At 60.7% G+C, this 21465-nt stretch carries 18 protein-coding genes; 9 read left to right on the forward strand and 9 right to left on the reverse strand.

What is annotated here, in order from left to right; genetic code table 11:
• Window positions 1–8: 8 nt before the first annotated feature.
• Window positions 9–503: a type VI secretion system contractile sheath small subunit gene (gene tssB / locus P5W98_RS28290; protein ID WP_421029155.1), complete on the reverse strand. Its 495-nt coding sequence runs from the start codon at window positions 501–503 to the stop codon at window positions 9–11.
• A 504-nt stretch (window positions 504–1007) separates the two neighbouring features.
• Here tssB and P5W98_RS28295 point away from each other — a divergent pair.
• Together P5W98_RS28295 and P5W98_RS28300 are read left to right on the forward strand one after the other, a co-directional pair.
• Window positions 1008–1355 (forward strand): STAS domain-containing protein, encoded by a 348-nt coding sequence (locus tag P5W98_RS28295; protein ID WP_035532714.1) that lies wholly within the window; start codon window positions 1008–1010, stop codon window positions 1353–1355.
• A gap of 164 nt (window positions 1356–1519) precedes the next feature.
• On the forward strand, window positions 1520–2008 hold the full coding sequence (locus P5W98_RS28300; RefSeq protein ID WP_421029157.1) for an Hcp family type VI secretion system effector: 489 nt from the start codon (window positions 1520–1522) through the stop codon (window positions 2006–2008).
• A 99-nt stretch (window positions 2009–2107) separates the two neighbouring features.
• Here P5W98_RS28300 and P5W98_RS28305 read toward each other — a convergent pair whose 3' ends face one another.
• The 6 genes from P5W98_RS28305 to P5W98_RS28330 form a co-directional block, all read right to left on the reverse strand.
• On the reverse strand, window positions 2108–2452 hold the full coding sequence (locus P5W98_RS28305) for an STAS domain-containing protein (RefSeq protein ID WP_421027110.1): 345 nt from the start codon (window positions 2450–2452) through the stop codon (window positions 2108–2110).
• Between the two features lie 14 nt (window positions 2453–2466).
• Window positions 2467–2892: an ATP-binding protein gene (locus P5W98_RS28310; RefSeq protein WP_421027111.1), complete on the reverse strand. Its 426-nt coding sequence runs from the start codon at window positions 2890–2892 to the stop codon at window positions 2467–2469.
• A complete protein-coding gene (locus P5W98_RS28315) occupies window positions 2889–4892 on the reverse strand; it encodes a SpoIIE family protein phosphatase (protein ID WP_421027112.1) in 2004 nt (667 codons plus the stop codon). Before P5W98_RS28315 ends, P5W98_RS28310 begins: the two co-directional genes overlap by 4 nt.
• A 54-nt stretch (window positions 4893–4946) precedes the next feature.
• The gene (locus P5W98_RS28320; RefSeq protein ID WP_421027113.1) at window positions 4947–5897 is read right to left on the reverse strand and encodes a hypothetical protein; all 951 of its coding nucleotides are present in this window, start codon (window positions 5895–5897) and stop codon (window positions 4947–4949) included.
• A 1114-nt stretch (window positions 5898–7011) separates the two neighbouring features.
• Entirely contained in the window at window positions 7012–8976 is a 1965-nt protein-coding gene (locus P5W98_RS28325) for a serine hydrolase domain-containing protein (protein ID WP_421027114.1), read from the reverse strand.
• A gap of 175 nt (window positions 8977–9151) precedes the next feature.
• Window positions 9152–11068 carry a serine hydrolase domain-containing protein gene (locus P5W98_RS28330; protein ID WP_421027115.1) on the reverse strand — a complete coding sequence of 639 codons (1917 nt, stop codon included), beginning with the start codon at window positions 11066–11068 and terminating at the stop codon, window positions 9152–9154.
• Between the two features lie 291 nt (window positions 11069–11359).
• Here P5W98_RS28330 and P5W98_RS28335 point away from each other — a divergent pair, with 291 nt between their 5' ends.
• The gene (locus P5W98_RS28335) at window positions 11360–11944 is read left to right on the forward strand and encodes an HNH endonuclease (protein WP_421027116.1); all 585 of its coding nucleotides are present in this window, start codon (window positions 11360–11362) and stop codon (window positions 11942–11944) included.
• A 1094-nt stretch (window positions 11945–13038) separates the two neighbouring features.
• Here the strand turns inward: P5W98_RS28335 and P5W98_RS28340 are convergent.
• The gene (locus P5W98_RS28340) at window positions 13039–13527 is read right to left on the reverse strand and encodes a MarR family winged helix-turn-helix transcriptional regulator (protein WP_421027117.1); all 489 of its coding nucleotides are present in this window, start codon (window positions 13525–13527) and stop codon (window positions 13039–13041) included.
• Between the two features lie 104 nt (window positions 13528–13631).
• Here P5W98_RS28340 and P5W98_RS28345 point away from each other — a divergent pair, with 104 nt between their 5' ends.
• Together P5W98_RS28345 and P5W98_RS28350 are read left to right on the forward strand one after the other, a co-directional pair.
• Entirely contained in the window at window positions 13632–14840 is a 1209-nt protein-coding gene (locus P5W98_RS28345; protein ID WP_421027118.1) for an MFS transporter, read from the forward strand.
• Between the two features lie 15 nt (window positions 14841–14855).
• Complete coding sequence (locus P5W98_RS28350) at window positions 14856–15653, forward strand: alpha/beta fold hydrolase (protein WP_421027119.1); 798 nt, start codon at window positions 14856–14858, stop codon at window positions 15651–15653.
• A 327-nt stretch (window positions 15654–15980) separates the two neighbouring features.
• On the opposite strand, the gene P5W98_RS28355 is transcribed toward P5W98_RS28350, so the two are convergent.
• Entirely contained in the window at window positions 15981–17327 is a 1347-nt protein-coding gene (locus P5W98_RS28355) for a nucleobase:cation symporter-2 family protein (protein WP_421027120.1), read from the reverse strand.
• Window positions 17328–18052: 725 nt separating this feature from the next.
• On the opposite strand from P5W98_RS28355, the gene rpsU reads away from it, so the two are divergent.
• The 4 genes from rpsU (at window position 18053) to P5W98_RS28375 (ending at window position 21309) form a co-directional block, all read left to right on the forward strand.
• Window positions 18053–18265 carry a 30S ribosomal protein S21 gene (gene rpsU / locus P5W98_RS28360; protein WP_322061210.1) on the forward strand — a complete coding sequence of 71 codons (213 nt, stop codon included), beginning with the start codon at window positions 18053–18055 and terminating at the stop codon, window positions 18263–18265.
• A gap of 384 nt (window positions 18266–18649) precedes the next feature.
• Complete coding sequence (locus tag P5W98_RS28365) at window positions 18650–18853, forward strand: cold-shock protein (RefSeq protein WP_421027121.1); 204 nt, start codon at window positions 18650–18652, stop codon at window positions 18851–18853.
• Window positions 18854–19127: 274 nt separating this feature from the next.
• Complete coding sequence (locus P5W98_RS28370; protein WP_421027122.1) at window positions 19128–19352, forward strand: hypothetical protein; 225 nt, start codon at window positions 19128–19130, stop codon at window positions 19350–19352.
• 277 nt (window positions 19353–19629) lie between these two features.
• On the forward strand, window positions 19630–21309 hold the full coding sequence (locus P5W98_RS28375) for an ABC-F family ATP-binding cassette domain-containing protein (RefSeq protein WP_421027123.1): 1680 nt from the start codon (window positions 19630–19632) through the stop codon (window positions 21307–21309).
• Window positions 21310–21465 lie beyond the last annotated feature (156 nt).

Raw genomic sequence — 21465 nt, forward strand, 5'->3', positions numbered from 1 at the left:
CGGCGCAATCACTTCTCGCCGATGCCCAGCTCGCTCAGAAGACGCGCGCGCACGCCCTCGTCCTCGATGAGATCCTGAACCCGCTTGCGGAAATCCGGGATGTTGCCCAGCGGCCCCTTGAGCGCCTTGAGCGCATCGCGCAGCGCAATCATCTGGCGCAGCTCCGGCACCTTCTCGACAATCGCGTCCGGCGAGAAGTCGTCGATCGACTCGAACTTCAGGTTCACCGCGAGCGCGGCGTCCGGATCGGCATTCGCTTCCAGACGGTTGGGCACCGCCAGATCCAGCGACAGTTTCTGCCCCTTGAGCACGTCGTTGAAATTGTCCTTGTCGACGTTGACGGGCTTCATTTCCTCGATCGGCGTATCGTCGTCGCGCAGCGTGAAGTCCCCCAGCACCAGCAGCTTCAGCGGCAACTCCACCTCCGCCTTGGCATCCCCTGTCGCCGGACGATATACGATATTGACGCGCTCCTTCGGAGCGACTGACCCGTCAGATGCCATGGCCGATCCCCTTTCTTGTACCCGTAGCTGTTGGTGAAAACAGAGAGCTTTCTTGTAGCCCTGGAGAATAGCGTTTACCCAATTCGCACGCCACAAAAATCTGTTTCTCACGCATTGGACAATGCTTTTCCTTGCATGACGCGATTACGATCCATAAGGAAATTTGCTTACCACATCGATGTGGTATGCAAACGAGTCAGACTGAATATTTTTATCGGTTTTTTTCCCACTTCGATCCGCGCACGGTACGTGATACGCTACGCGCGCCATACGCCCGATTCACGTGGGCGCGACATTGCGAGAGCTATGGATGCCATGGAGCATTGACGGTTTCTTTGTCAATCGTTTGAAAGCTTTTTAGTTGCCCCAACCGCCTGTTTCACAAGACGCAATCATAAAATTGGGCGCGTGAATTCCCTGTGTGGCGAGTACATGAACGATAACGTCCACACCACGACTTACCGTTGCAACGGTAAACAGCGGTAAACCATTGCACGAGAGACCATGTTGGCAAACCAGTATGAAATGCACGGAGATGTGCTAGTAGCGAACCTCGAAGGCGCGCTCAACAGCACGAACTCCGCGCAAGTCGAGGCCGAGATTCTGCGGCAGCTCGACCGGGGGATCAATCAATTGCTGATCGACTTGAGCGCGCTCGACTACATTTCCAGCGCCGGGCTGCGCGTCGTGCTCGTGGCGGCCAAGCGGCTCAAGCAGTCCGCCGGCCTGCTCGTGCTGTGCGGCGTGCAGAACCAGATTCGCGAAGCCTTCGAAATCAGCGGCTTTCTATCGATCCTGAGTGTCGCGGACACGCGCGCGCAGGCACTCGAGCGCTTTAATCAGGTCGCCTGAGAGAAACACGCCGGGGCAGCGCGTATTTCATCGGTAACACGGTGCGGCTTTCCTGAAACAAGCTCGTAATGGCCCGCGACCAGAATTCATCCCATGCGCAGAGACGAACTCTGAGCAACGACTGAAGACAACGCCGCAACCGAATACCAACTGGAGAAATCATCATGCCGATGCCGTGCTATCTCGTACTCGAAGGCCAGAACCAGGGAAAGATCGAAGGCTCGACGAAGGTCAAGGGCCACGAGGGAAAGATCCTGGTGCAGGCCGTGGACCACACCATTGAAATTCCGAAGAGCCCGCAGACGGGGCTGCCCACGGGCAAGCGGGTGCACCTGCCGATGACGCTGACCAAGGAAATCGACAAGTCCTCGCCCAAGCTGTTCCAGGCGCTGACCTCTGGCGAGCAGATGAAGGACGTGACGCTGGAGTACTACCGCATCTCGCCGAAGGGCACGGAAGAGAAGTACTACACGGTGAAGCTGTCGAACGCGATCCTGACGAACGTCCGCGCATGGACGCCGAACTGCCTGGCGTTGGAGAACAAGCAGATGGGCCACATGGAGGATATCTCGTTCACCTACGAGAAGATCACGTGGACATTCGACCCGGACGGCATCGAGGCGGAAGACTCGTGGCTCGCACCGAAGTCCTGAACGGCACACACAATCCGGGCCGCGCCTGAACCTGCGGCTGAGCGGCAAGGGGCCCGCCGCAAGGCGGCCCGTCACGCATGGGCAAGCGAGGCGCGACGCTCAGGCGCCGTTGCCCGAAAGCGCGGCAAGCGCCGCCGCGCGGTCTGGCAGAATGCGAAACAGCGAGTCGAAGCCGATCACCTGGAACACCTCGTGAACCGGCGCCGCGAGTCCTGCCAGCACGAGATCGTGCCCGGTGCCCTTCGCAATCTTCGCGGCCTTGAGCATCACGCGCAGCCCCGCCGAACTCACGTACTGCACGTCGGTGAGATCGAGCAGCACGCACGACGCGCTCTGCACGCGCTCGGGCAACACTTCTTCGAGCTGCCCCGCCGTCGTGCTGTCCACGCGCCCCGACACGGCGATTGCCAGCACTTCGCCCTCGTTGACTTCGCTGATATTCATGTTTCCCTCGTAGATCAGTTTCGCGCGGGCGCGATGCGCTTCGCGAAGCTCAAACAGTTGTACGGCTCGCGGCGTTCATAGGCCACCTTGTCCATCATCTTCTTGACGAGAAAGACACCCAGCCCGCCAATCGCGCGATCCTCGACGCTGCTCGTCACGTCGGGGTCGGCGAGCTGCAGCGGATCGAACGCGACGCCGTCGTCGATCACCTGTGCCCACACCTCGTCGGCCGCGACCGTCACGTGAATGCGGATCGGCTGCTGCGCCGAGCCGTAGGCCGCGATGTTCGAAACGACCTCGTCGAACGCCATCGCAAAGGACTGCAGCAGCGCATGCGGCAAGCCGTGCGCGGCAAAAAATATGTCGAGTGAATCGACAAGGCCGCCGATATCCGGTGCGTGCACCGTCAACTGCGTATCGAATCGGTCGCTCACGTTCATGCCTTCGTCGGCCCGGCCGCTCCATAGTGAACTGCCAGGCAGGTAATGTCGTCGGACTGCGGCGCGCCATCGGCGAACTCGTAGACGCTGTCGACGAGCCGCTTGAGCAGCGCCTCCACGCCGAGTCCCGCCGAAGCCGCAAGATGCCCGGAAAGGCGCACTTCGCCGTACTCCTCGTCGGCGGGGTTGAACGCCTCGGTAATGCCGTCGGTGTAGAGCAGCAGCGTCGAGCCCGAAGCGATCTGGGCGCTCGCTTGCACGAACGGCACGCCTTCGATCACGCCGAGCGCCATGCCGCCCGTGCCCGGCAATTGAGAAACCGTGCCGTCCGGCGCGATCAGCCAAGGCGAATTATGCCCGCCGTTCGCGTATTCGAGCATACCCGTGCCCGTATCGAGAATACCGTAGAACAGCGTCACGAACATCGTGGCCTCGTTATCCTGCGCGAGCAGGTCGTTGGCAAGCGCGAGGCAGGCGCCGGGACCGGCTGCGCTTGGCGCGATCGCGCGCAGCAGCGTGCGCGCCACGGCCATGAACAGCGCGGCGGGCACGCCCTTGCCCGAAACGTCGGCGATCACCACGCCGAGCTTCTGGTCGGACAGCCAGAAATAGTCGTAGAAGTCGCCGCCCACCTCGCGCGCCGGAATCATGCGCGCGAACATCTGCAGATCGGGGCGCGAAGGAAAGCGCGTGGGCACGATCGACTGCTGCATGCGCCGCGCGACGTCCAGCTCCTGCTGGATCGACACGAGCTGCGTGTGTGCGTTGAATACGTTCTGGATAGTGAGGAACCAGGGGCGCCACGCCTGCGGAATATCGGGGATCGTTTTTACCGAGCCGCGGTCTTCCTCCTGGATATAGCGCACGAGTTTTTGCGCGGGCACGATCGCGTCGCGATAGGTGAAGCTGCTCGCGATCAGCAGCATCAAGGTCAGGCCCATGACGAGCAGCAGCACGCTCGGCACGCCCGTTTCCAGCGCCACCTTCACGAGATTCCAGCGCGGCACGAGCAGCACGAGATGGAACGGCGCGTTCTGGATGCCAAGCGTCTCCACGTAATAGCCGTCCAGCTCGACGAGGTCGCCGTCCGCCGCCTGCAGCGTGGCTGGCAGATCGCGGCGCAATGCCAGAGGAAACGCTTCAGCGGCCTGCAGAATGGTTTGTGCGCCCGAACGCACGAGGGTGGGATGCGCGAGCAACTGCCCGCGATCGTTGATGATGAAGAGCGTGCCGAGGCTCTCGTCCCAGTTGCGCACGAACTGGTTGAGCCGCACGAGCGTGAGATCGAGCGAGACCGAACCGCGAAACGCCTTGTCGTCGTAGACCCCCGCCGAGGCCGTCACCATCACGCCCTGGCCCGCTTCGTCCAGATACACCGGCGTCCAGAGGATGTGCCGCGACGGATCCGCGGCGGGCTCGACGCCGGCGAAGAACTCCTTCTTCTTGAGCGAATCCGCGTAGAAGAAGTTTTTCGACGACACCCACGGATAGATATTGATGAAGCGGTACGCCGACGTGTAATAGACCCAGGTCGCGCCGGGCAGATTGGCCTTGAGGGTCTTGAATGTGCCGTTCAGGCTCAGCGCCATCTCCAGTTCGCGGTCGATGGCGGGCGTGCGCACGCCGACGAGCCCGGTCAGGTTGCCGGCGTCGGCGACGGTCCACGGCGGCGGCAACTGCTCGAGTTCGATGCTGCCGGGCGCGGCGCCCGGTTGCAGCGCGCGCAGCAGCACGGAAGGCGCGGCGCCCTGTGGATGCAGGCGAAACCAGGTTTGTGCCTGGATGCGCATCGTGTTGACAGCGTCCGAGGCGGTCTTGACGATGGCGTCGAGCGACACGGCCTGCTCCTGCATGCGCTGGCCCAGGCTGGACGTTTCGGCGCCCAGCGTCATCCGGAACTGGATGTAGACGAGCGCGCACGCGACGATCAGGACACCGACGAAGGTGCCGCGCATGACGCGGTTGTAGCGGGCGAACAATGCCGCCGTCAGGTCAGCCATACGCTGCCTCGCTCCGTGGGAATCCGGCGCCATGCCGGGTGAGGTCGCGCAGCATCATCGGGCCAGGTTCGCGGCCATGGCCGGCGCGCTTGCGGTGCGGTCCCGCTGCGCTTCGTCGAAGCCGATATGCGTGAGCCGCTTCTGGAACACGCCGAGGCTCGTCAGACGCAGGATCGCCGAAAACGCCTTGCGCGCCATCGAGCCAGGATCGGCGGCACGCGCGCCCTGCTCGGCGGCCAGCACGGCGATCAGCTCCTGGTAGTCCTCGATGCCGGCCACCATCACGTCGAACCAGCTGAGCCACGCCGCCTCGATCGACGCATCCTGCAGCAGCACCTTGCACATGCGGCCGATGCGCGTGGCCTGATCAAGCAGGATCACGTCGATCTCCTCGTCGTTGACGCTCAGGCGCTGGCGCAGTTCGCGGTCCCAGCGCACGCTGATCTCGGGAAGAAAAATGTAGCGCAGCCCCTGCACGAGACCGATGCGCCGCTCGGCGGAGGGAATGGTCGTGAAGCCGTCGATGGGCCATCCGTCGCCCGGGAAATCGATGATCCGCCGCACGAGGTCGGTTGTGTCGGCAATGCGCCGCGGCTCCTTGAAAAGCACCGTGAGGCCGGGGCGCGCATTGTCGGTCCATTCGCCTGGCGACAGCACCCGGCCGACGAACGCGTCGATCTGCGCGGCGGCCTGCGCGAGCCGGAACACGCCGGCGGCGAGCGCCGCCGCATTGAAGCCCGCCGCCGCCTTAACCTCCAGGCCGACCGAGAGCTCCTGGCTCACGCCATAGCGCCCCAGCACGGGGCGCAGCACGATCTCCCGCACGTGGTCGTCGCCATTGAGCAGGCGCAGCAGCGGCTGCACGAACTCGTCGAAGCGCGCGCCCACCGGATAGACACGCGATGCCGGCAGCGTCACGGCACCATGCCCGCGCAGGCGCGCCAGTCCGCCTGCGCTGGACTGCTGCGTCAAACCCACGAAATAATGGTCTGTATGGTCGACCATCGACATTCCCCGAACGCGGCCCCTTGAATGCAGCAGCATGCATGCGTTGCAACCGCCACCACCTCAGCGCAGAGGACAAACGGGAACGCACGCCTCGCGCCGCCTCGCGGCGATACTTTCACAGGCCTGCCCCCTCATGCCGTCTTTCTCGGTATTGCTGTTGACTGCGCAGGGTCGCTGCTGACGACAACGAGACGAAAACTCGCGAAACCGCGCACAAGTTCGAATACGTCCGTACGTTTTTGTGCGGGACCGTCCATGCAGCAAAACGCGCAGTGAAGGTACCCAAACAAACCGGCAGTGTCAATCGCGACCTCGGCAAAGCGCGCATCGCCACATCGCTTCGAGCTTGCTGGCGACGGCGGTTCATTTCGGCGTGGCTCAAGTCTTGATGTTCATGGTCGTAAACCCGATTGTCGCGTAATGCAAGCCACTACCGTTGCAAAACAGGAAGAACCGTGGCGCCGAAGCGCAAGGGCTGTCCACCGGATGGCTCGACCATGAATTCGCCGCCGTGGTCCGGAGGGAGTATCCCTGATGTTGAAAGCTTCGACGGCATCACGAGCAGCGCCAGAACGATCGCGCAAAGTCTCCGTGACATGTTGTTTTCCCTTCTTACGGTTGAATCGAATGCGGATCGGTTTATTGGTCCGACCGTCGCGTCGTGCCGACGATCAAGATATCAAGCTGTTTCCCAATCTTCAATCGTGGCACGATTGCGAACGAAAGAAGCCACATATTTATCTAGATTACTTATTAATTGACCGGGATCGCAGCGGGATCATGCGGTGCCCTTTCCCCACTGTCCGGGATGCACCGACCAGGCATCGCATCGCAGCGCATCGACTAACCAGGGGGTATGATGAGTCTCGCGTTGCTGCTGGGCGGCGGCAGCTTTCAATGGCAGCGCCAAAAGAAACATTCCGCAGCGTGACCGATGCGCAGATGAAGCAACGGCGAATATGCCGACCTTCGCTCCCCCCGCAATTTTCCCTCAACTCACTTTAACAGCACGATGAAGTAATGGTGAACATGCCATTTTTCGCCCACGAATGCAATTTGAACCACAACACCCTCATGACGGCGACGGCAAACTCATCGCCAGGGCAAGTATTCAGGATGCTGGAGTAAACGTTCGACTGCCGACCGTCATGGTCGGCGTGCCGTTCACCGTTCCAAAAGCGACCTCGTTCAGGTCGCGGAACATGTTAACGGCCATGCGTGCACGTGCGCTGTCGTTCGGGACAGGCAGGAGCAACTGGCCATTTTGGAGGATCGGTCCGCCACCGGTAAGGAGTACATAGCCTGGCAGTTCGTTAAGGCTGCCGATGACGGTGGGCGCCTCCATCACACTCGGAGCGACCTTCCATAGCGTGGAATCCGTGGATTCGTTATTGATCGTCCACTGCGTTCCCACGCGCTGCTGCCACACGGCGTCGAGTGCCGGCGCCCGCGGCAGTTGCTGGGCCAGCACGCTGACGTCACCGGAAGCGGCGCGCGCCATCAGATAGCAAAAAGTGGTGGCATTGCCGTTCGAATCCTCGCCCGGTACGACCTCGAAGCGGTAGCTCGGCACACCGCTGGTGCTGCTCCACCACCAGCCGTCTTCGCGATATTGATAGCTCGTCACGCCTTCATTGATGGGTGGCCATGTGTAGGGTGTGACGGTCGAGTCGAGCGTTGCGAGCGTGAGACTGCCGTCCGCAGGATTGACGGTAACCTGGATGGGACCGGTATTGTTGCCGTAGATGCCGCTCATGGCCGCGACATTCGGGGCCGGGGCCTGCGATGGGATCTGCGCGGCAGTCGCGCTGGCCGGCAGCGCGGCAATCGTTCCTTCCTCCTGCAGCGCACGCAGCGCGATGCCTCGGGCAATGTGGCCCGGATAGAAAGCGTCGTTCAGGAAATTTCTGCCGCCGCAGACGAGAACGGCCAGTTGCGCCTTCGGCACCACGATGAAGTCGGTATAGAAGCAGATGGAACCGCCGGTCTTCTCCCAGGCGGTGACGCTTGCCGCGGACAATGCGGGGAGCTGCACGTTGTCCCAGCCCAGTCCCCAGCGACTTTCCGGCAACAGGTTGATCGGCAGTGTCGTCGTCTGGTCGGTGCCCATCTGTGCGACGCCGGCCGCGGACACGATGCGCTGCCCCTGAAAGACACCGCCCGCAATGAGCATCTGCGCGAGGTTCATCATGTCGCCCGGCGTTGTGTTCAGGCCGCCCGAAGCGTAGGTGTTGTAATACTCGAGCTGGCTGGTCGGGACGCCATTGATGTACGGATGCGCAAACTCAGCCCCCGCCGACGTCTGCGCGCTCGTCAGGAAGCCCGAATTCGTCATGCCGAGCGGCGCGAGAATGTTCTGCGTGACGAAGTCCGGGTAGCTCTGCCCGCTCACCGCCTGCACGACAGGCTCGATCATCGTGAAGCCGTCATTGTTGTAGCTGGCCATCTGCCCCGGCAAATGCTTCAGGTGCATGTTCGCGAATGCCTGCATCGTCAGTTCCGCGTCGCCGGGAACCGGCACGAACGCAGAAGCATCGTGACCACAGACGAACCCGGGCAGGCCCGAGGCATGCGAGAGCAGATGCCGCGTCGTGATCTGCGTATAGGCCGGCGAGAGCATCTTGAATGACGGCAGGTATTGAACGATCGGCGCATCGAGGTTCAGCAGCCCGCGATCCTGCAGGATCATCGCCGCCAGCGCGGCCACCACCTTGCTGACCGAACCGATGTTAAAGCGCGTGAGCGTGGTCGCCGCCGTATTGCTGGTGGCCGAGCCAAACGCTTTCTGCCAGACGATCTGGTTGCCTTTGAGCAGCGCCATCGACACCGCCGAGCCGTCGGTCTGTCCCAGATTTATGGCCTGTTGGACGGCGCTCTCGGCCCAAGCCCGGGTGTTGGCGTACGTGCTGGCGGAGCTATTGGCCGCGCCGCTGCCGCAGCCCGGTAACGCGACGGCCAACATGCCGGCTCCCGTATAGCCGAGGAATCTGCGACGGCCCGCGCTCTCCAGTATCGCCCCGGCGGCCGTTTCCAACGGCTGGAGCGTTTCCCCCGAAGTCCCTGCAATCTTGTTCATGGCGTGTGGTCCGTCTTTTCGTTTACATTTTGCCCACGCGGCACGCAAATCGTACCGGCATTCGTTTTAAAGATGGCCAGCAAATAGAATTGTGCGGATGCAGTTTTGGCGATGTCATCATCCTGCATCTGCGTTTTTGGAGCGCGACAGACCGCTATCGCCTCTACTGGCCTGATTACACTGGAACCCTGACGAATTGCAGTCCGCCAACGGTCATGGTCTCCGAACCGTCAGCGGCAACGGAAAAGCTGATTTCATTCAATTCTCTGCCCGCCTCGTTGGGCGCCCGGACGGACACCCCGCCACGATCGTCCGCTAACGGCGTGAGCAACTGGTACCCCCACGGATCGTTCCCCCCAAACAGGATGTATCCCTCGAATTCGGAAAGGCTGCCGATCGTGGTGTGCCATGTGGCGGCTCCGCGGAGCGCGGTGATTTCGTCGGTGGAAGCCAGGTTGGTCGGCACCCATGTCGAATTCAGGCGCGCTTGCCATGCGGACGAAAGCGGCAGTGATTGCGCCGTCAATTGTTGGGCTATGACGTCGCCGCCCAGGGTACTGCTGCCGCTCGTGCGTTGAACCAGATAGCGGTAACTGAATGGCTGGCCGTTCAGATCGGTTCCGGACTGGATATTGAAGCTGTAGCTGTGTCCGGTGTTGTCGCTCCACCACCAGCCGTCGCTGCGATACTCGTATTTCGTCACCCCGTCGTCCAGTGGCTGCCACATGCTGTTGCCGGTACCGGTCCCCGCATACCGGTTGAGGACGAGACTGCCGTCCGTGCCGACCTGCACGTGGATCGGCGCCGAATGGTTGCCATACATGCCCGCGGCTGTCGTGACGTCCGGTGCCGTCGCAACCGGTGGGACGACCGCCCCGAGCAGAGGCGCCGACGCACGGATAGAACCGTCTTCCTGCATGGCCTGCTCCACGAGCCCGTAGGCCAGCGCAAATGGGTTGTAACCCGTATGCCCCGTCAGCATCACGGCCAGTTGCGCATCCGGCAGCACGATGAACATGCTGGAGAATGCGGGCGTCTCACCGTCCTTTATCCACGTCGTATTGCCTGCATAGGCCAGTGCGGAAGACTTGACCCAGTCCCAACCCAGTCCAAATGAATACACCGGCGTCGGATTGACATGAAGCTTCGTTGTCTGGTCGCGGCCCATCTCGGCGATAGCCGCAGGCGACACGATTTGCCGCCCCTGGAACGCACCGCCGTCCAGCAGCATCTGGGCGAAGTTCATCATGTCCCCCGGTGTCGAGCACAACCCGCCGCTCGCGTACACGTTCGAGAATTCCTGCGGATACCATGCGCCATTGATGCCATAGGGCATGGCAAAGGTGCCGGTGGTCGGCGCGCTTGCCAGGAAGCACGAGTTGGACATGCTCAGCGGGGTCAGGATATTGTGCTGCACAAACTCGACATAGCTCTGTCCGCTCACCGCGGCAACGACAGGGTCGACGAGCGTGAAGCCATCGTTGCAGTAGTTCGCCATTTCCCCCGGCGAATACTTGAGGTGTTCGTTCGCGAGTGCAGTCAGGGTGTTTTCGACGTACCCGGGCATCGCTACGCCGCCCGTGAATATATTCCAATTGTTCTGTCCGCCTAATCCCGAGGAATGTGACAGCAGAAGGCGTGTAGTGATCCGCGTGTAGTGCGGCGAGAGCATGGAGAACGACGGCAGATATTTCGCGATCGGCGTATCGAGGTCCAGCAGCCCCCGGTCCTGCAGGATCATCGCGGCCAGCGCGGCGAAGACTTTGCTGACCGAGCCGATGTTGAAACGTGTCTGGTTCGTGGCCGGCGTGCTGGCCGACGCGTTGCCGAAGGCCTGTTGCCAGACGATTCGGTTGCCCTTCATCAGCGCGACCGAGAGGGCGGCGACTTTACCCGTAAGCGCGGCCTCACACTGCTGCCGGCCCCATGCAATGGTGTGGCTGTATGCGTTGCCGGTGCTGCTGCCGGAGCATGCGGGCAGCAGCGCGGCGAGGATCCCCGCACCCGTATAGCTGAGGAACTGCCGGCGGCCTGCGATGCCGAGCGTTGCGTCGATGTTTCCGATCGGATTCCAGCTGTCACTATTCTTCACGTCTTCCCCGTTTGCGTTTCAGAATGAGTCTGCGCCCATCGCCGGCCGACACGGATGCCGGCCGTCCCCTCGAAATGAGGGAGATTCTGGCACAAGCGTAGTCAATCCGTCTCAACGGCTTCCTCGCTCGCAAAACCAAAGCCTTGCCTACCGTTTTGCACCGCTCAATTTCGTGTCCCCGGCCGGATAAGCATCGGCGGAACTTTCCAACGCAAGGAAAGATGGTCGTATCGAGTAGCTGTTTGCCAAGTAATTTGTGTATCGAACTGCGATTGCCGCCGAAATTGTGGCGTGCGGCGAAATGATCGTTGTTGTTCGAAGGCTTTCCGGCGCTTTTACACGCTGGTACAGCAGCTATCGCGCACCCACTGGATCGATCACATCAAGGCGAACCGGCGCAAACACGCCATCCTCGGTAATGCCAATGACCTGGAGGACTTCCTCTTTTCATGCTCCCGACAATCGCTAACCATTATTGGTACGGAGTTGCGCAAGCTTGATGGAGCCCGGTGCTTCTACTGCAGGAGCGGCATTACCGACGCGGACGTCGACCATTTTGTACCCTTCTCACTCTATCCGAGGGACCAGGCGCACAATTTTGTGCTTGCGCACCCGGCATGCAATCGCAGCAAATCCGACACGCTCGCGGCAAGTCCCCACCTCGAGCGCTGGCTGGAGAGACCGATGACAAAATCTGATGCACTCAACGAAATCGGCGTTTTAGCGGGCCTGGCAAATGACAGGATCACAGCGAATCGCGTCGCGGCGTGGGCTTACGCTGCCGCAAATGCTACTGGTGGGCGCGCCTGGCTGTCCGCGTCGAACTATGAACCCGTAACGCCCCGCTATCTTCGCCTCCTGGAGGCAGAGTATTGAGCGAGCATGTGTTTCGACGAGAGGTAACGTCGATAGCAAAGACGCTTTGACTATCTAGCCGCGTCTTGTTCCGCAGGATAGCTGGGGAGGAGCAAGAAAAACAGCCGAGCGGTTTAACCAAACTATTGCATCTACCGGTTGAATCCGCCAACCTCAAGCTGCCTCAAGAATGGCGACACCTGAGCGTCAGCAACCGCCGACAACTTGTCGGCGGCGACACGGCGCGAATGGCGCAACGTCCACTTTTTATTCTTCTCGCATACACCGCTCTTCAGTTTAGTGCGCTTATGCAATTCGCTTAACAATATTCAGGATCGCCCATTGCTCACTTTGCATAGCGTCGATTCGCTTTCTAGAATCGTCTCTAATGCGTTCAGCTTGGGGGAGAGGAATGTGCAACGAAATAAAACGGGGAAGCGACAACAGACAATTGCCGGACCAAAAGTGGACTGTAAAAAATGTAGCAAACCGAACGATCTTTCTTGAGTTCCCAAAGAATTTTATGCGGCGACACATCGCGCTCGCGTCAAAAAATGGGGTAGTCGGTGAAACGAAGATAGCAAACAAGGCCTCAAAACGACACATCCTTACCTTGAAATCCGATGGTGTAAAGAGCTTCGGTTACTCGTCCCGATCTGCAGCTCATAACGAATTGAGGACCCGCTATAACGGCAGCGCCACTGGAGCACAGCACATCATCGATTGCTCGATCACTGACATCAACATAGTGATGACGACCTTGGCGACAAAGCTTGCAGAACTCGACAGCGGCGATTGGAATCGAGGAGACGAACGTTCAGTCCCGTTCACTTTTGAGCACGCATGCGTTAAAAAAGCAGACCCGTCAGTCCCTGGGGCTAACGCCCGTCGAGTACCGCTCCCGTTTTGCGGCGCGTTGACGATCCGGCCAACGGCCCATCGGCAGCACGCCCGTAAAGCTACGCGACGAAGTTTGATCCGCTTCTCGTAATACCCTTTGAGGTATCGTCACCCTCGAAAGGTGTCCTGGCGAAGCCCGACACGACTGTAGTCCGCACAAGGATTCACGAGGCATCCGCGGTCACTTCGGGGCGACGCATGTAGCACGGCGATACTCACGTCTCGACCCCGCGTATCAGCTTGTCAAGCAGGTGATCGAGCTGCTCGCGCTCTCGCGCGCTCAGCAATTTCAGCGCATCCTGCTCGTTGGCAATGTGGTGCGGCAGGATTTCGGCAATCAGGTCAGCCCCCTTCTGTGTCAGGCATACGTCTACGCTACGTCGATCCTTCGCCGACGCTCGCCGCTCGATGAGCCCCGAACGCTCGAGCCGGTCGAGCCGGCTCGTCATCGCACCGGACGACAGCATCAGCGACTCGTAGAGTTCAGTGGGAGTGAGCTGGTACGGCGCACCTGCGCGGCGCAAAGCCGCGATCACGTCGAATTCCCCTGTCTGCAAGCCGAATTGCGCCGCGAGCGGCACAAGCCGTGTGCGTTCGATCAAATGGGTCGCCTCCAGCAAACGCCCGACCGTCGCCATGACGTTCGCGTCAATTTCAGGCATCTCCCTTCGCCACTGTTCAGCCGCGCGCGTGGCTCGCCCCATTTCTATACCTCCAAAGCAATTTTCTTGACGCCAAGATATCAGCTTGCGTCCCCGTTGTAACCAGGTTATTTTACTCGATGTAAAGATACTTTATGTAGAGATATATGACACATCCAAAAGCAGCGAATGCCTCGTGGGTCCTCGCGAGCGCGATCATCGCGCTCGCGCTGAACCTGCGGCCGACGATGGCCGGTGTCGGTCCTCTGCTGGAAAACATCATGGCCGCCACAGGCCTCGATCATGCGAGCGCCGGGATGCTCACCGCGCTGCCGGTAGCCGTCATGGGTGTAGGCGCATTGCTCAGCGGGCCACTCCAGAGACGCGGGAGCGAGCGCACATATGTCGGCCTCGGTATCGCCCTGATTGCCATGGCGTGCGCGGCGCGTGCTTTCTGGTATGGCGGAACAGCGATGCTGATCACCGCGGTCCTTGCCGGCACAGGAATCGCGCTGGTACAAGCGTTGATTCCGACGTTTATCAAGCGCGTCTACGGCTCACGCGCAGGTGCAACGATGGGGATGTACACCACCGCGATCATGGGCGGAGCTGCTGCCGCGGCCGCGCTGGCCGCCCCGCTTGCGGAGGTGTTCGGTTGGCCCAGCGCGCTAGCATTCTGGGCGCTACCCGCGACCTTAGCATGGGCTCTCTGGCTCAAGTCTACGCGCCGGACGGATTCGGCCCATGCGCCCCTCTTCCAGGCGCCTCGAGTCCGAATGGCACGTTGCGCGGTCTGGCGTAGGTGGCGAGCGTGGGAACTGATGCTGTTCTTCGGCGTAGGCACTGGCGCATACACGCTGGTCCTCGCGTGGCTGCCGCCCTTCTATATCCAACTCGGCTGGAGCCGCGCTCATGCCGGATATCTGCTCGCAGGTGTCACAGTGGCCGAAGTCATTGCCGGGCTCGGCGTATCGGCCGCGATTGAGCGCATGCCTGACCGCCGCAAGCCACTGCTCGCCGCACTCGCCCTGCTGATCGGCGGCCTGGTCTGCCTACTGGCAGCACCGATCGCACTTGCGCCTGTCGCATGCGTGCTGCTCGGTCTGGGTATCGGCGCACTCTTCCCCCTGTCGTTGATCGTTGCGCTTGACCATAGCGAGGATCCGGTGCGTGCAGGAGAACTCGTGGCCTTCGTACAAGGCGGCGGCTATGTCATCGCGAGTCTCATGCCACTGGTCGCGGGCGCGTTGCGAGACCGCTTCGCAGATCTTTCCGGTGCGTGGGCAATCATGGTGGTGGGTGCACTCCTCCTTTGCCTGCTCGGTACACGCTTTTCCCCGCGCTCCTATGCGCGTCTTTCTTCTCCCCACGCCTGACGCAGGAGACTCAAGATGGCTTACTACGTCCACGCACAACGCCGCAACTATTACGTCGAATTCGGCCAAGGCCGCCCCGTCGTGCTATTGCACGGCATCGGAAACTCGGGCCGCGCCTGGAGTCCGCAGATCCCACCGCTTGTTGAAGCGGGGTTCCGTGTCATCGTGCCGGACCATGCGGGTCACGGTGCGTCGGCACGAGTCGACGCTCCTCTCAGGATTGAAGATCTTGCGTGCGACGTCATCGCACTGCTCGATCATCTGGCCATCGAACGTGCCTCCATTGTGGGTCTTTCATTGGGTGGCCTCATCGCCATCGAACTAGCTCTCACCTGGGGCGCACGCGTCGAGCGGCTCGTGCTGGCCAACAGTTTCCCCTCGACGGCGACGGACGCGTTTCGCACCCTTGTCGAACAATGGGCCAGCACGTTTCGCAGCGAAGACGGGCCGGTCCGGCGCTTCGAAGGCGCGTGGCCCTTCAATGTGAGCGCGTCGTTCAGAGCGAGCAACGCGGCCATGTCCACTTGGCAGATTTGGCACGCCATCGCAGCAACGTCCGATGGCGAATCGCTGGCGCGTATCGCACAAGGCATTGTGGGCTACGACGCAAGCAGCCGGCTCGTGAACATCGCCAAGCCCGTCCTCATTATTGCCGGCGGCGACGATTGCATCTCGCCACCATCGATAGGCAAGAAAATGAGCGCACAAATTCCAGGTGCAAGCTTCGTCGAAATTCCTGGGGCGGCACATATCAGCAGCGTCGATTCTGCGTTGGCTTTCAACGAGAAGACGATTGCATTCCTATGCGCCTGAAGCCAGAAAGAGGTGGTTGACTGCGATTCGATTGAGCTGGTACGGAGTTTTTCTCGAAATCTGCTACCCAACGCGATCTCTAAAGAGCGCCTCCTGATGTGCCGCGAAGCCCTCACCGTTGAGCGTGGCCTACCTCGATGAACTCGTGTGCATCCTTAAGTCAGACGGCGGACTTCCGGTATCGGCCATGAAGCGTCATCCGATTGCGCAATCGCCTTGACACTCAGACGACGGCTCCGCATCAGTAAAGAGACGTTCCCTCAGTTTCGTTAACTACAGCGTCATAGCCGTACGTTCAAGCTCCCTCGCGCGGATGCGTTACGCAAATCACGCAGGTTCCTGAACAAACTTCCGCTCGCTCACCTCGAACTCGTCGTCATCGTAGGTTTCGAGTTCGCGACCAGGCAGGCACAGATTTAGCAGAACGGCCACCAATGCCCCAACGGTGATGCCGGATCCGAATACCTCTTTCATGAATGCCGGGAACTGGGACAGCAGTTCTGGCCTGAAGGTCACCGCGAGACCACAACCAATCGATACGGCGATAATCAGACTGTTGCGTTTAGTTTGCTCAGTCTTGCCAAGCATCCGAATGCCAGCGGCGACGATCATCGCGAACATCATCAGCCCTGCGCCACCCAATACCGGTTGCGGAATCGTGACCACCAGAGCGCCGAGCATGGGGAACAAGCCAGCCAGGAGCAGCATCACGCCGGTCAGCATTACCACATGCCGGCTGGCGACCCCAGTCAACGACACTACGCCGACGTTTTGCGCAAAAGTTGACACGGGCGGACTGGACATCAGCGCAGCGAAGGCAGATCCAACACCATCGCACAGGATGCCGCGTGCTAACTTCTTGCCCGGCATGGGTGTCTGCGTTGCTGCCCCCAGTGCCATGAACGTACCTGTGGTTTCCACGATTGTGACGAGAAAGGCCAGCGACATAGCGACGATGCCCGAGATCGGGAAGCTCAAGCCAAAGTGCATGGGCTGCGGCAACGCAATGATGGGCGCAGCGCGGAGTTGCGCAAAGTCGATCATCCCCAGCGGCAGGCACACTAGGTAACCGATAAGCATGCCAAGTACCACCGCGGATGCCGAAACGATGCCCTTGCCCCACTGAACGAACGCAATGACCAGTACCAGCACAAAGCCTGCAATTGCAAGGTTACCTGGTGCTCCATAGTGAGCGCTGCCGAAGCCGCCGGCGGCCCAGTCGACGGACACTGGTATCAGGGAGAGGCCGATCATCGTTACCACGACGCTGGTCACGGTATGCGGAAACAGCTTACGAATTGCCGGCATGAAATAGCTGCCCGCAATCATGACTAGCGAGCCCACCAGGGAAGAACCCAGAATTCCCGGCACGCCGTGTTCGAGACCGACGCTGATGCCGGCGCCGACGAACGTGAAACTGGTACCCATCACGCATGGCAAGCGAATACCAGCCGGCCCAACACCTTTGCATTGGATGATCGTGACAATACCGGAACCCAGCAAGGCGGCATTCACCAGCGCGATCACCTGATCCGTGGGGAGTTTCAGCGCCCCACCGAGTACGAGGGGCACGGCAATAATGCCACCTAACGCCGCAAGCAGGTGCTGGAGCGCCAGCAGTACAGCTGTCACGATCGGGGGGCGATCCTCCACTTGATACAGCAACTTCTCCATTCCTGTGTCTCCATTAGTTTAGTCTTGTCGGCTGCCGCGCCAGCATCTTCCCATTCGGCCAATCCGGATGCGGGGATGTTTCCGGGCTCCCGGGCATACAGCGCAAAACAGCGACGGTTACACTAAGCGATGCGGGCATCATGTGGTTGCTTAAATTTTGGAAATAAGCGCTGACCGTCGGACTCCCGGGAACAAGCGCGCTTAGCCGCATCCGTCGACTGCGAAAGGGGGAGGTATTGTCAATTGAGCCCCTCAGTGTCGTTTCACTTTGCGCGCCAAAATGTGCCAGGGTTGACCATTACGCGGCATGACAGAGAGGCGCCGGGAGCGTCGCCTATGCGTTTGAACGCAGTCTTTGAGCACGAAGCCGGGCAAACGGCCGGAGAGGGTCGCGTGCTGCCGATCACTGCTTGGCTTTCAACCCAACCTCTGCGCGCGCTCGGTCGCGCAGCCTCGCTCCTGCTGAACTGCGGGGCGCGACGAACGATCCGGCTTCAACGGACGCGCACCCCGGGGATCGGAGCCGATAGCGGCCCGCGACCGGGTATCCAGGCGCTTTCCGTTTGACCCGCACGAAAAGGGACGACAGTTGCTACACTTGTGCCGCAGCGAGGTGTAAGCAAAAGGGTCGCCGATGCTCACCACGATCCGCTCGATCGCTGCCTTGTAAATGGAGATGGCGCCAGATCGCCGTTCTCAGTCCTGCCGGATCTCAAAGGAACGAGTTGACTACTGTAATTCTGAAACCCGACGAACCCGTGGACGTTGCGTTGCGCCGCTTCCGTCGCGCCATTGAGCGCACAGGCCTGATTCCGGAACTTCGTGCCCGGACAGCCTATGAAAAGCCTACTGCAGAACGAAAGCGCAAAAAGGCTGCCGCAGTGGCGCGTGTGCGCAAGCAGATAAAACGGTCGTTACCACCGAAAAAGCGCTACTGACCGAAGCGACGGCGGCCGCCGCTGATAAAACGGCCGTCCATCGCATAGCCCAGGCTGCTCACGCGGAACATCGGCAAGGAGGCCGTACAGAGTGGCGAACGCCTGCTGGCGCAGTCCAGCCGTACGCCATGCCTAATGAGGGGTGCAGGCAATCGGGGCCGCATTGTTCAACCACCCGAACGGCTGCATGGAGCAACAGTTACAAGTTAAGTCTTGACGCTGGCACACCCGCGCGGTTAGTGTGTCGCCCGAAGGTCAAGAAGTTCGATTGCTGTTCATCAATTGCTCGCTCCTCAGCGGTATTCGTGGTCCTCTCCCTCCTTGTCGCTTCACGCGCTCTCATTAAGAGAGCGAATCTTCGTATTTTTCCTTCAAGGATTATTCATGGAAACCGGTACCGTTAAGTGGTTCAACGACAGCAAAGGCTTTGGCTTCATCACCCCGGACAAGGGTGGCGACGACCTCTTCGCTCATTTCTCCGAGATCAAGACCGACGGCTTCAAGACGCTCGCTGAAAACCAGAAGGTGAGCTTCGAAACGAAGCAAGGCCCGAAGGGTCTGCAAGCGGCTAACATCAAGCCGATGTAAAGTTTGAAGAACCCGGCCACCGACGACGGACGCCGGGTTGCAGCGACACCCTCGCGGAGCGTTGTCTCCCAAAGTTGGCGCGATTGCCCTTAGCTGCCCGTATATCCGGCAGCTTGCCAGACGCCATACGCCTCGTTGCACCTCACTCTCTCCCTCGACTCCTACGCCTTTTCGCTTTCCGACTGCTCCAGACTCGGCTCGCAATGGCTTTGAATCGGCTCGCCTGTGCACGTTTCTCACGACACACGCGCATTCGGATATCAATAAAATTAAAATGCAAAACAAACACTTTCAACAATACAACGGCTATGCCGTTCAGCCGTCCGCACATCGTTTGCCGGACGGTAGTTTTTCATCCAATCTGCTGCTCGAACGCGCCGATAGCGCGCAATTCGAAGGCTGCTATCAGTTCTATTCGCTCGACTACTTCGCGAGTGAAGAACAGGCACTGGAGCACTCGACACGCTGGGCACGCAACTGGGTCGACACGCGCGGATAGAGCGGCCCCCACCTGACGCGTCATTGGCCCCAGAGCGAGCGCATTAGCCAAAGTGACAGTTAAGGCCCACCATTCTCGTTTGGTGAAAATGTCAATACAGTCGGCTGGGACCCGTCATTCACCACGATATTCGCTGGCCCCGCAGCCGGTCCGCGTGGTGCGTCAGGGCCTCCCTTGCCTTGTGACCGATGGGCGCCGCAAAGCGCATGCGGCTCAAAAAAGACGACCCTTAACGTCCGGTCGGCTATCATGCCATTCCTCTCCGAAGTAGCTCCTTATGATTTCCGTCCGTAATGTCACGCTGCGCCGCGGCGTTAAAGTCGTGCTCGACCGCGCGTCCGTCACCTTCACCCCCGGCGAAAAGATTGGTCTTGTCGGCCGCAATGGCGCCGGCAAGTCGTCCTTCTTCGGCCTTCTCAACGGCACGCTGCACGAAGACAGCGGCGAGTTCTCGATTCCAGCCGCATGGAGGATGGGCCAGGTCGCGCAGGAGATGCCGGAAACCGAGCAGGGCGCGACTGACTTCGTGGTCGAGGGTGACACCGCCCTTCTGGCTGCCCACGCCGAAGTCGCCGCCGCCGAGGCCAGCGACGACGGCATGCGCATGGCGCACGCCTACATGGCCCTGCATGATGCCGGAGCACACGATGCCCCCGCACGTGCCCAGGCGCTGATCCTGGGACTGGGCTTTACGGCCGCGCAGCTTGATCAGCCGGTCAACAGTTTCTCCGGCGGCTGGCGCATGCGACTTCAACTGGCGCGCGCACTGATGTGCCCGTCCGACCTGTTGCTGCTCGACGAGCCAACCAATCACCTTGACCTGGACGCGCTGGTTTGGCTGGAAGCCTGGCTCAAGCGCTATCAAGGAACCCTGGTCGTGATCAGCCATGACCGCGAATTCCTCGACGCGGTGACACAGGTGACGGTGCACGTCGACAACGCCAAGCTGGTGCGCTATGGCGGCAACTACAGCAAGTTCGAAGACATGCGCGCCGAGCAGCTCGAGTTGCAGCAGGCCGCGATGGCCAGGCAGGCGGACAAGATCGCCCATCTGCAGAAGTTCATCGACCGTTTCAAGGCCAAGGCCTCGAAGGCTAAACAGGCGCAGAGCCGGGTCAAAGCGCTCGAACGCATGGAGAAGATCGCACCGGTGCTCGCGGAAGCGGAGTTCAACTTCGAATTCAAGGAACCCCTCAACGTCCCGAACCCGCTGTTGTCGATGCTGGACGCGAGCTTCGGTTACCCCGCGCCGACTGGCGCACTGTCGGGGACGCCGCCTACGGTCATCGTGCGCGGCATCAATCGTTCCGTATTGGCAGGGCAGCGCATCGGCATTCTCGGTGCCAACGGCCAAGGCAAGTCCACGCTCGTGAAGACGGTAGCGCACGCGCTGGAGCCGATTGCCGGCGAAATCAGCGAAGGCAAAGGCCTGAACATCGGCTATTTCGCCCAGCAGGAGCTGGACGTGCTGCGCCCGCTCGACACGCCGATGGAACACATGATCCGCCTCGCCAGGGACACACCGGCGCACTTGCGCGCTCCAGGCCAGAGCGGCACCGAGCAATCGCTTCGCACCTTCCTCGGTACCTTCAACTTCAGTGGCGACACGGTCCACCAGGCGGTGAGCACGATGAGCGGCGGCGAAAAGGCGCGGCTCGTGTTGTGCATGATCGTATGGCAGCGCCCCAACCTGCTGCTGCTCGACGAGCCTACCAACCACCTCGACCTGGCAACACGCGAAGCGCTAGCGATGGCGCTCAACGAATTCGAAGGGACGGTGATGCTGGTCAGTCACGACCGGGCCCTGCTTCGCGCCGTCTGTGACGAATTCTGGCTGGTCACCAAGGGCGGCGTCGAACCCTTCGACGGCGATCTGGACGATTACCAGCAGTTCCTGCGCGACGAAGCCCGTCGCATGCGCGAACAGGCTGACGCAGAGCAGAAGGTTATCGCCTGAAATCCAGCGCAGGATTTCGTCAGGGGTTGTCGAGCAGCGGCGATAGCGCTTCGATCGTCGCGAAGAGTCCGCGAGAGCCGCGATGCGATCGCATGCGAGTTATTCCGCACAGACTTTGCTGTGGGACCGCTCAGTGTCGGACCAGATATTCAAAAA

Origin of the sequence: Paraburkholderia sp. A1BS-2L (genome assembly GCF_051125205.1) — a bacterium.
In the GTDB taxonomy this organism is placed as follows: Bacteria; Pseudomonadota; Gammaproteobacteria; order Burkholderiales; family Burkholderiaceae; genus Paraburkholderia.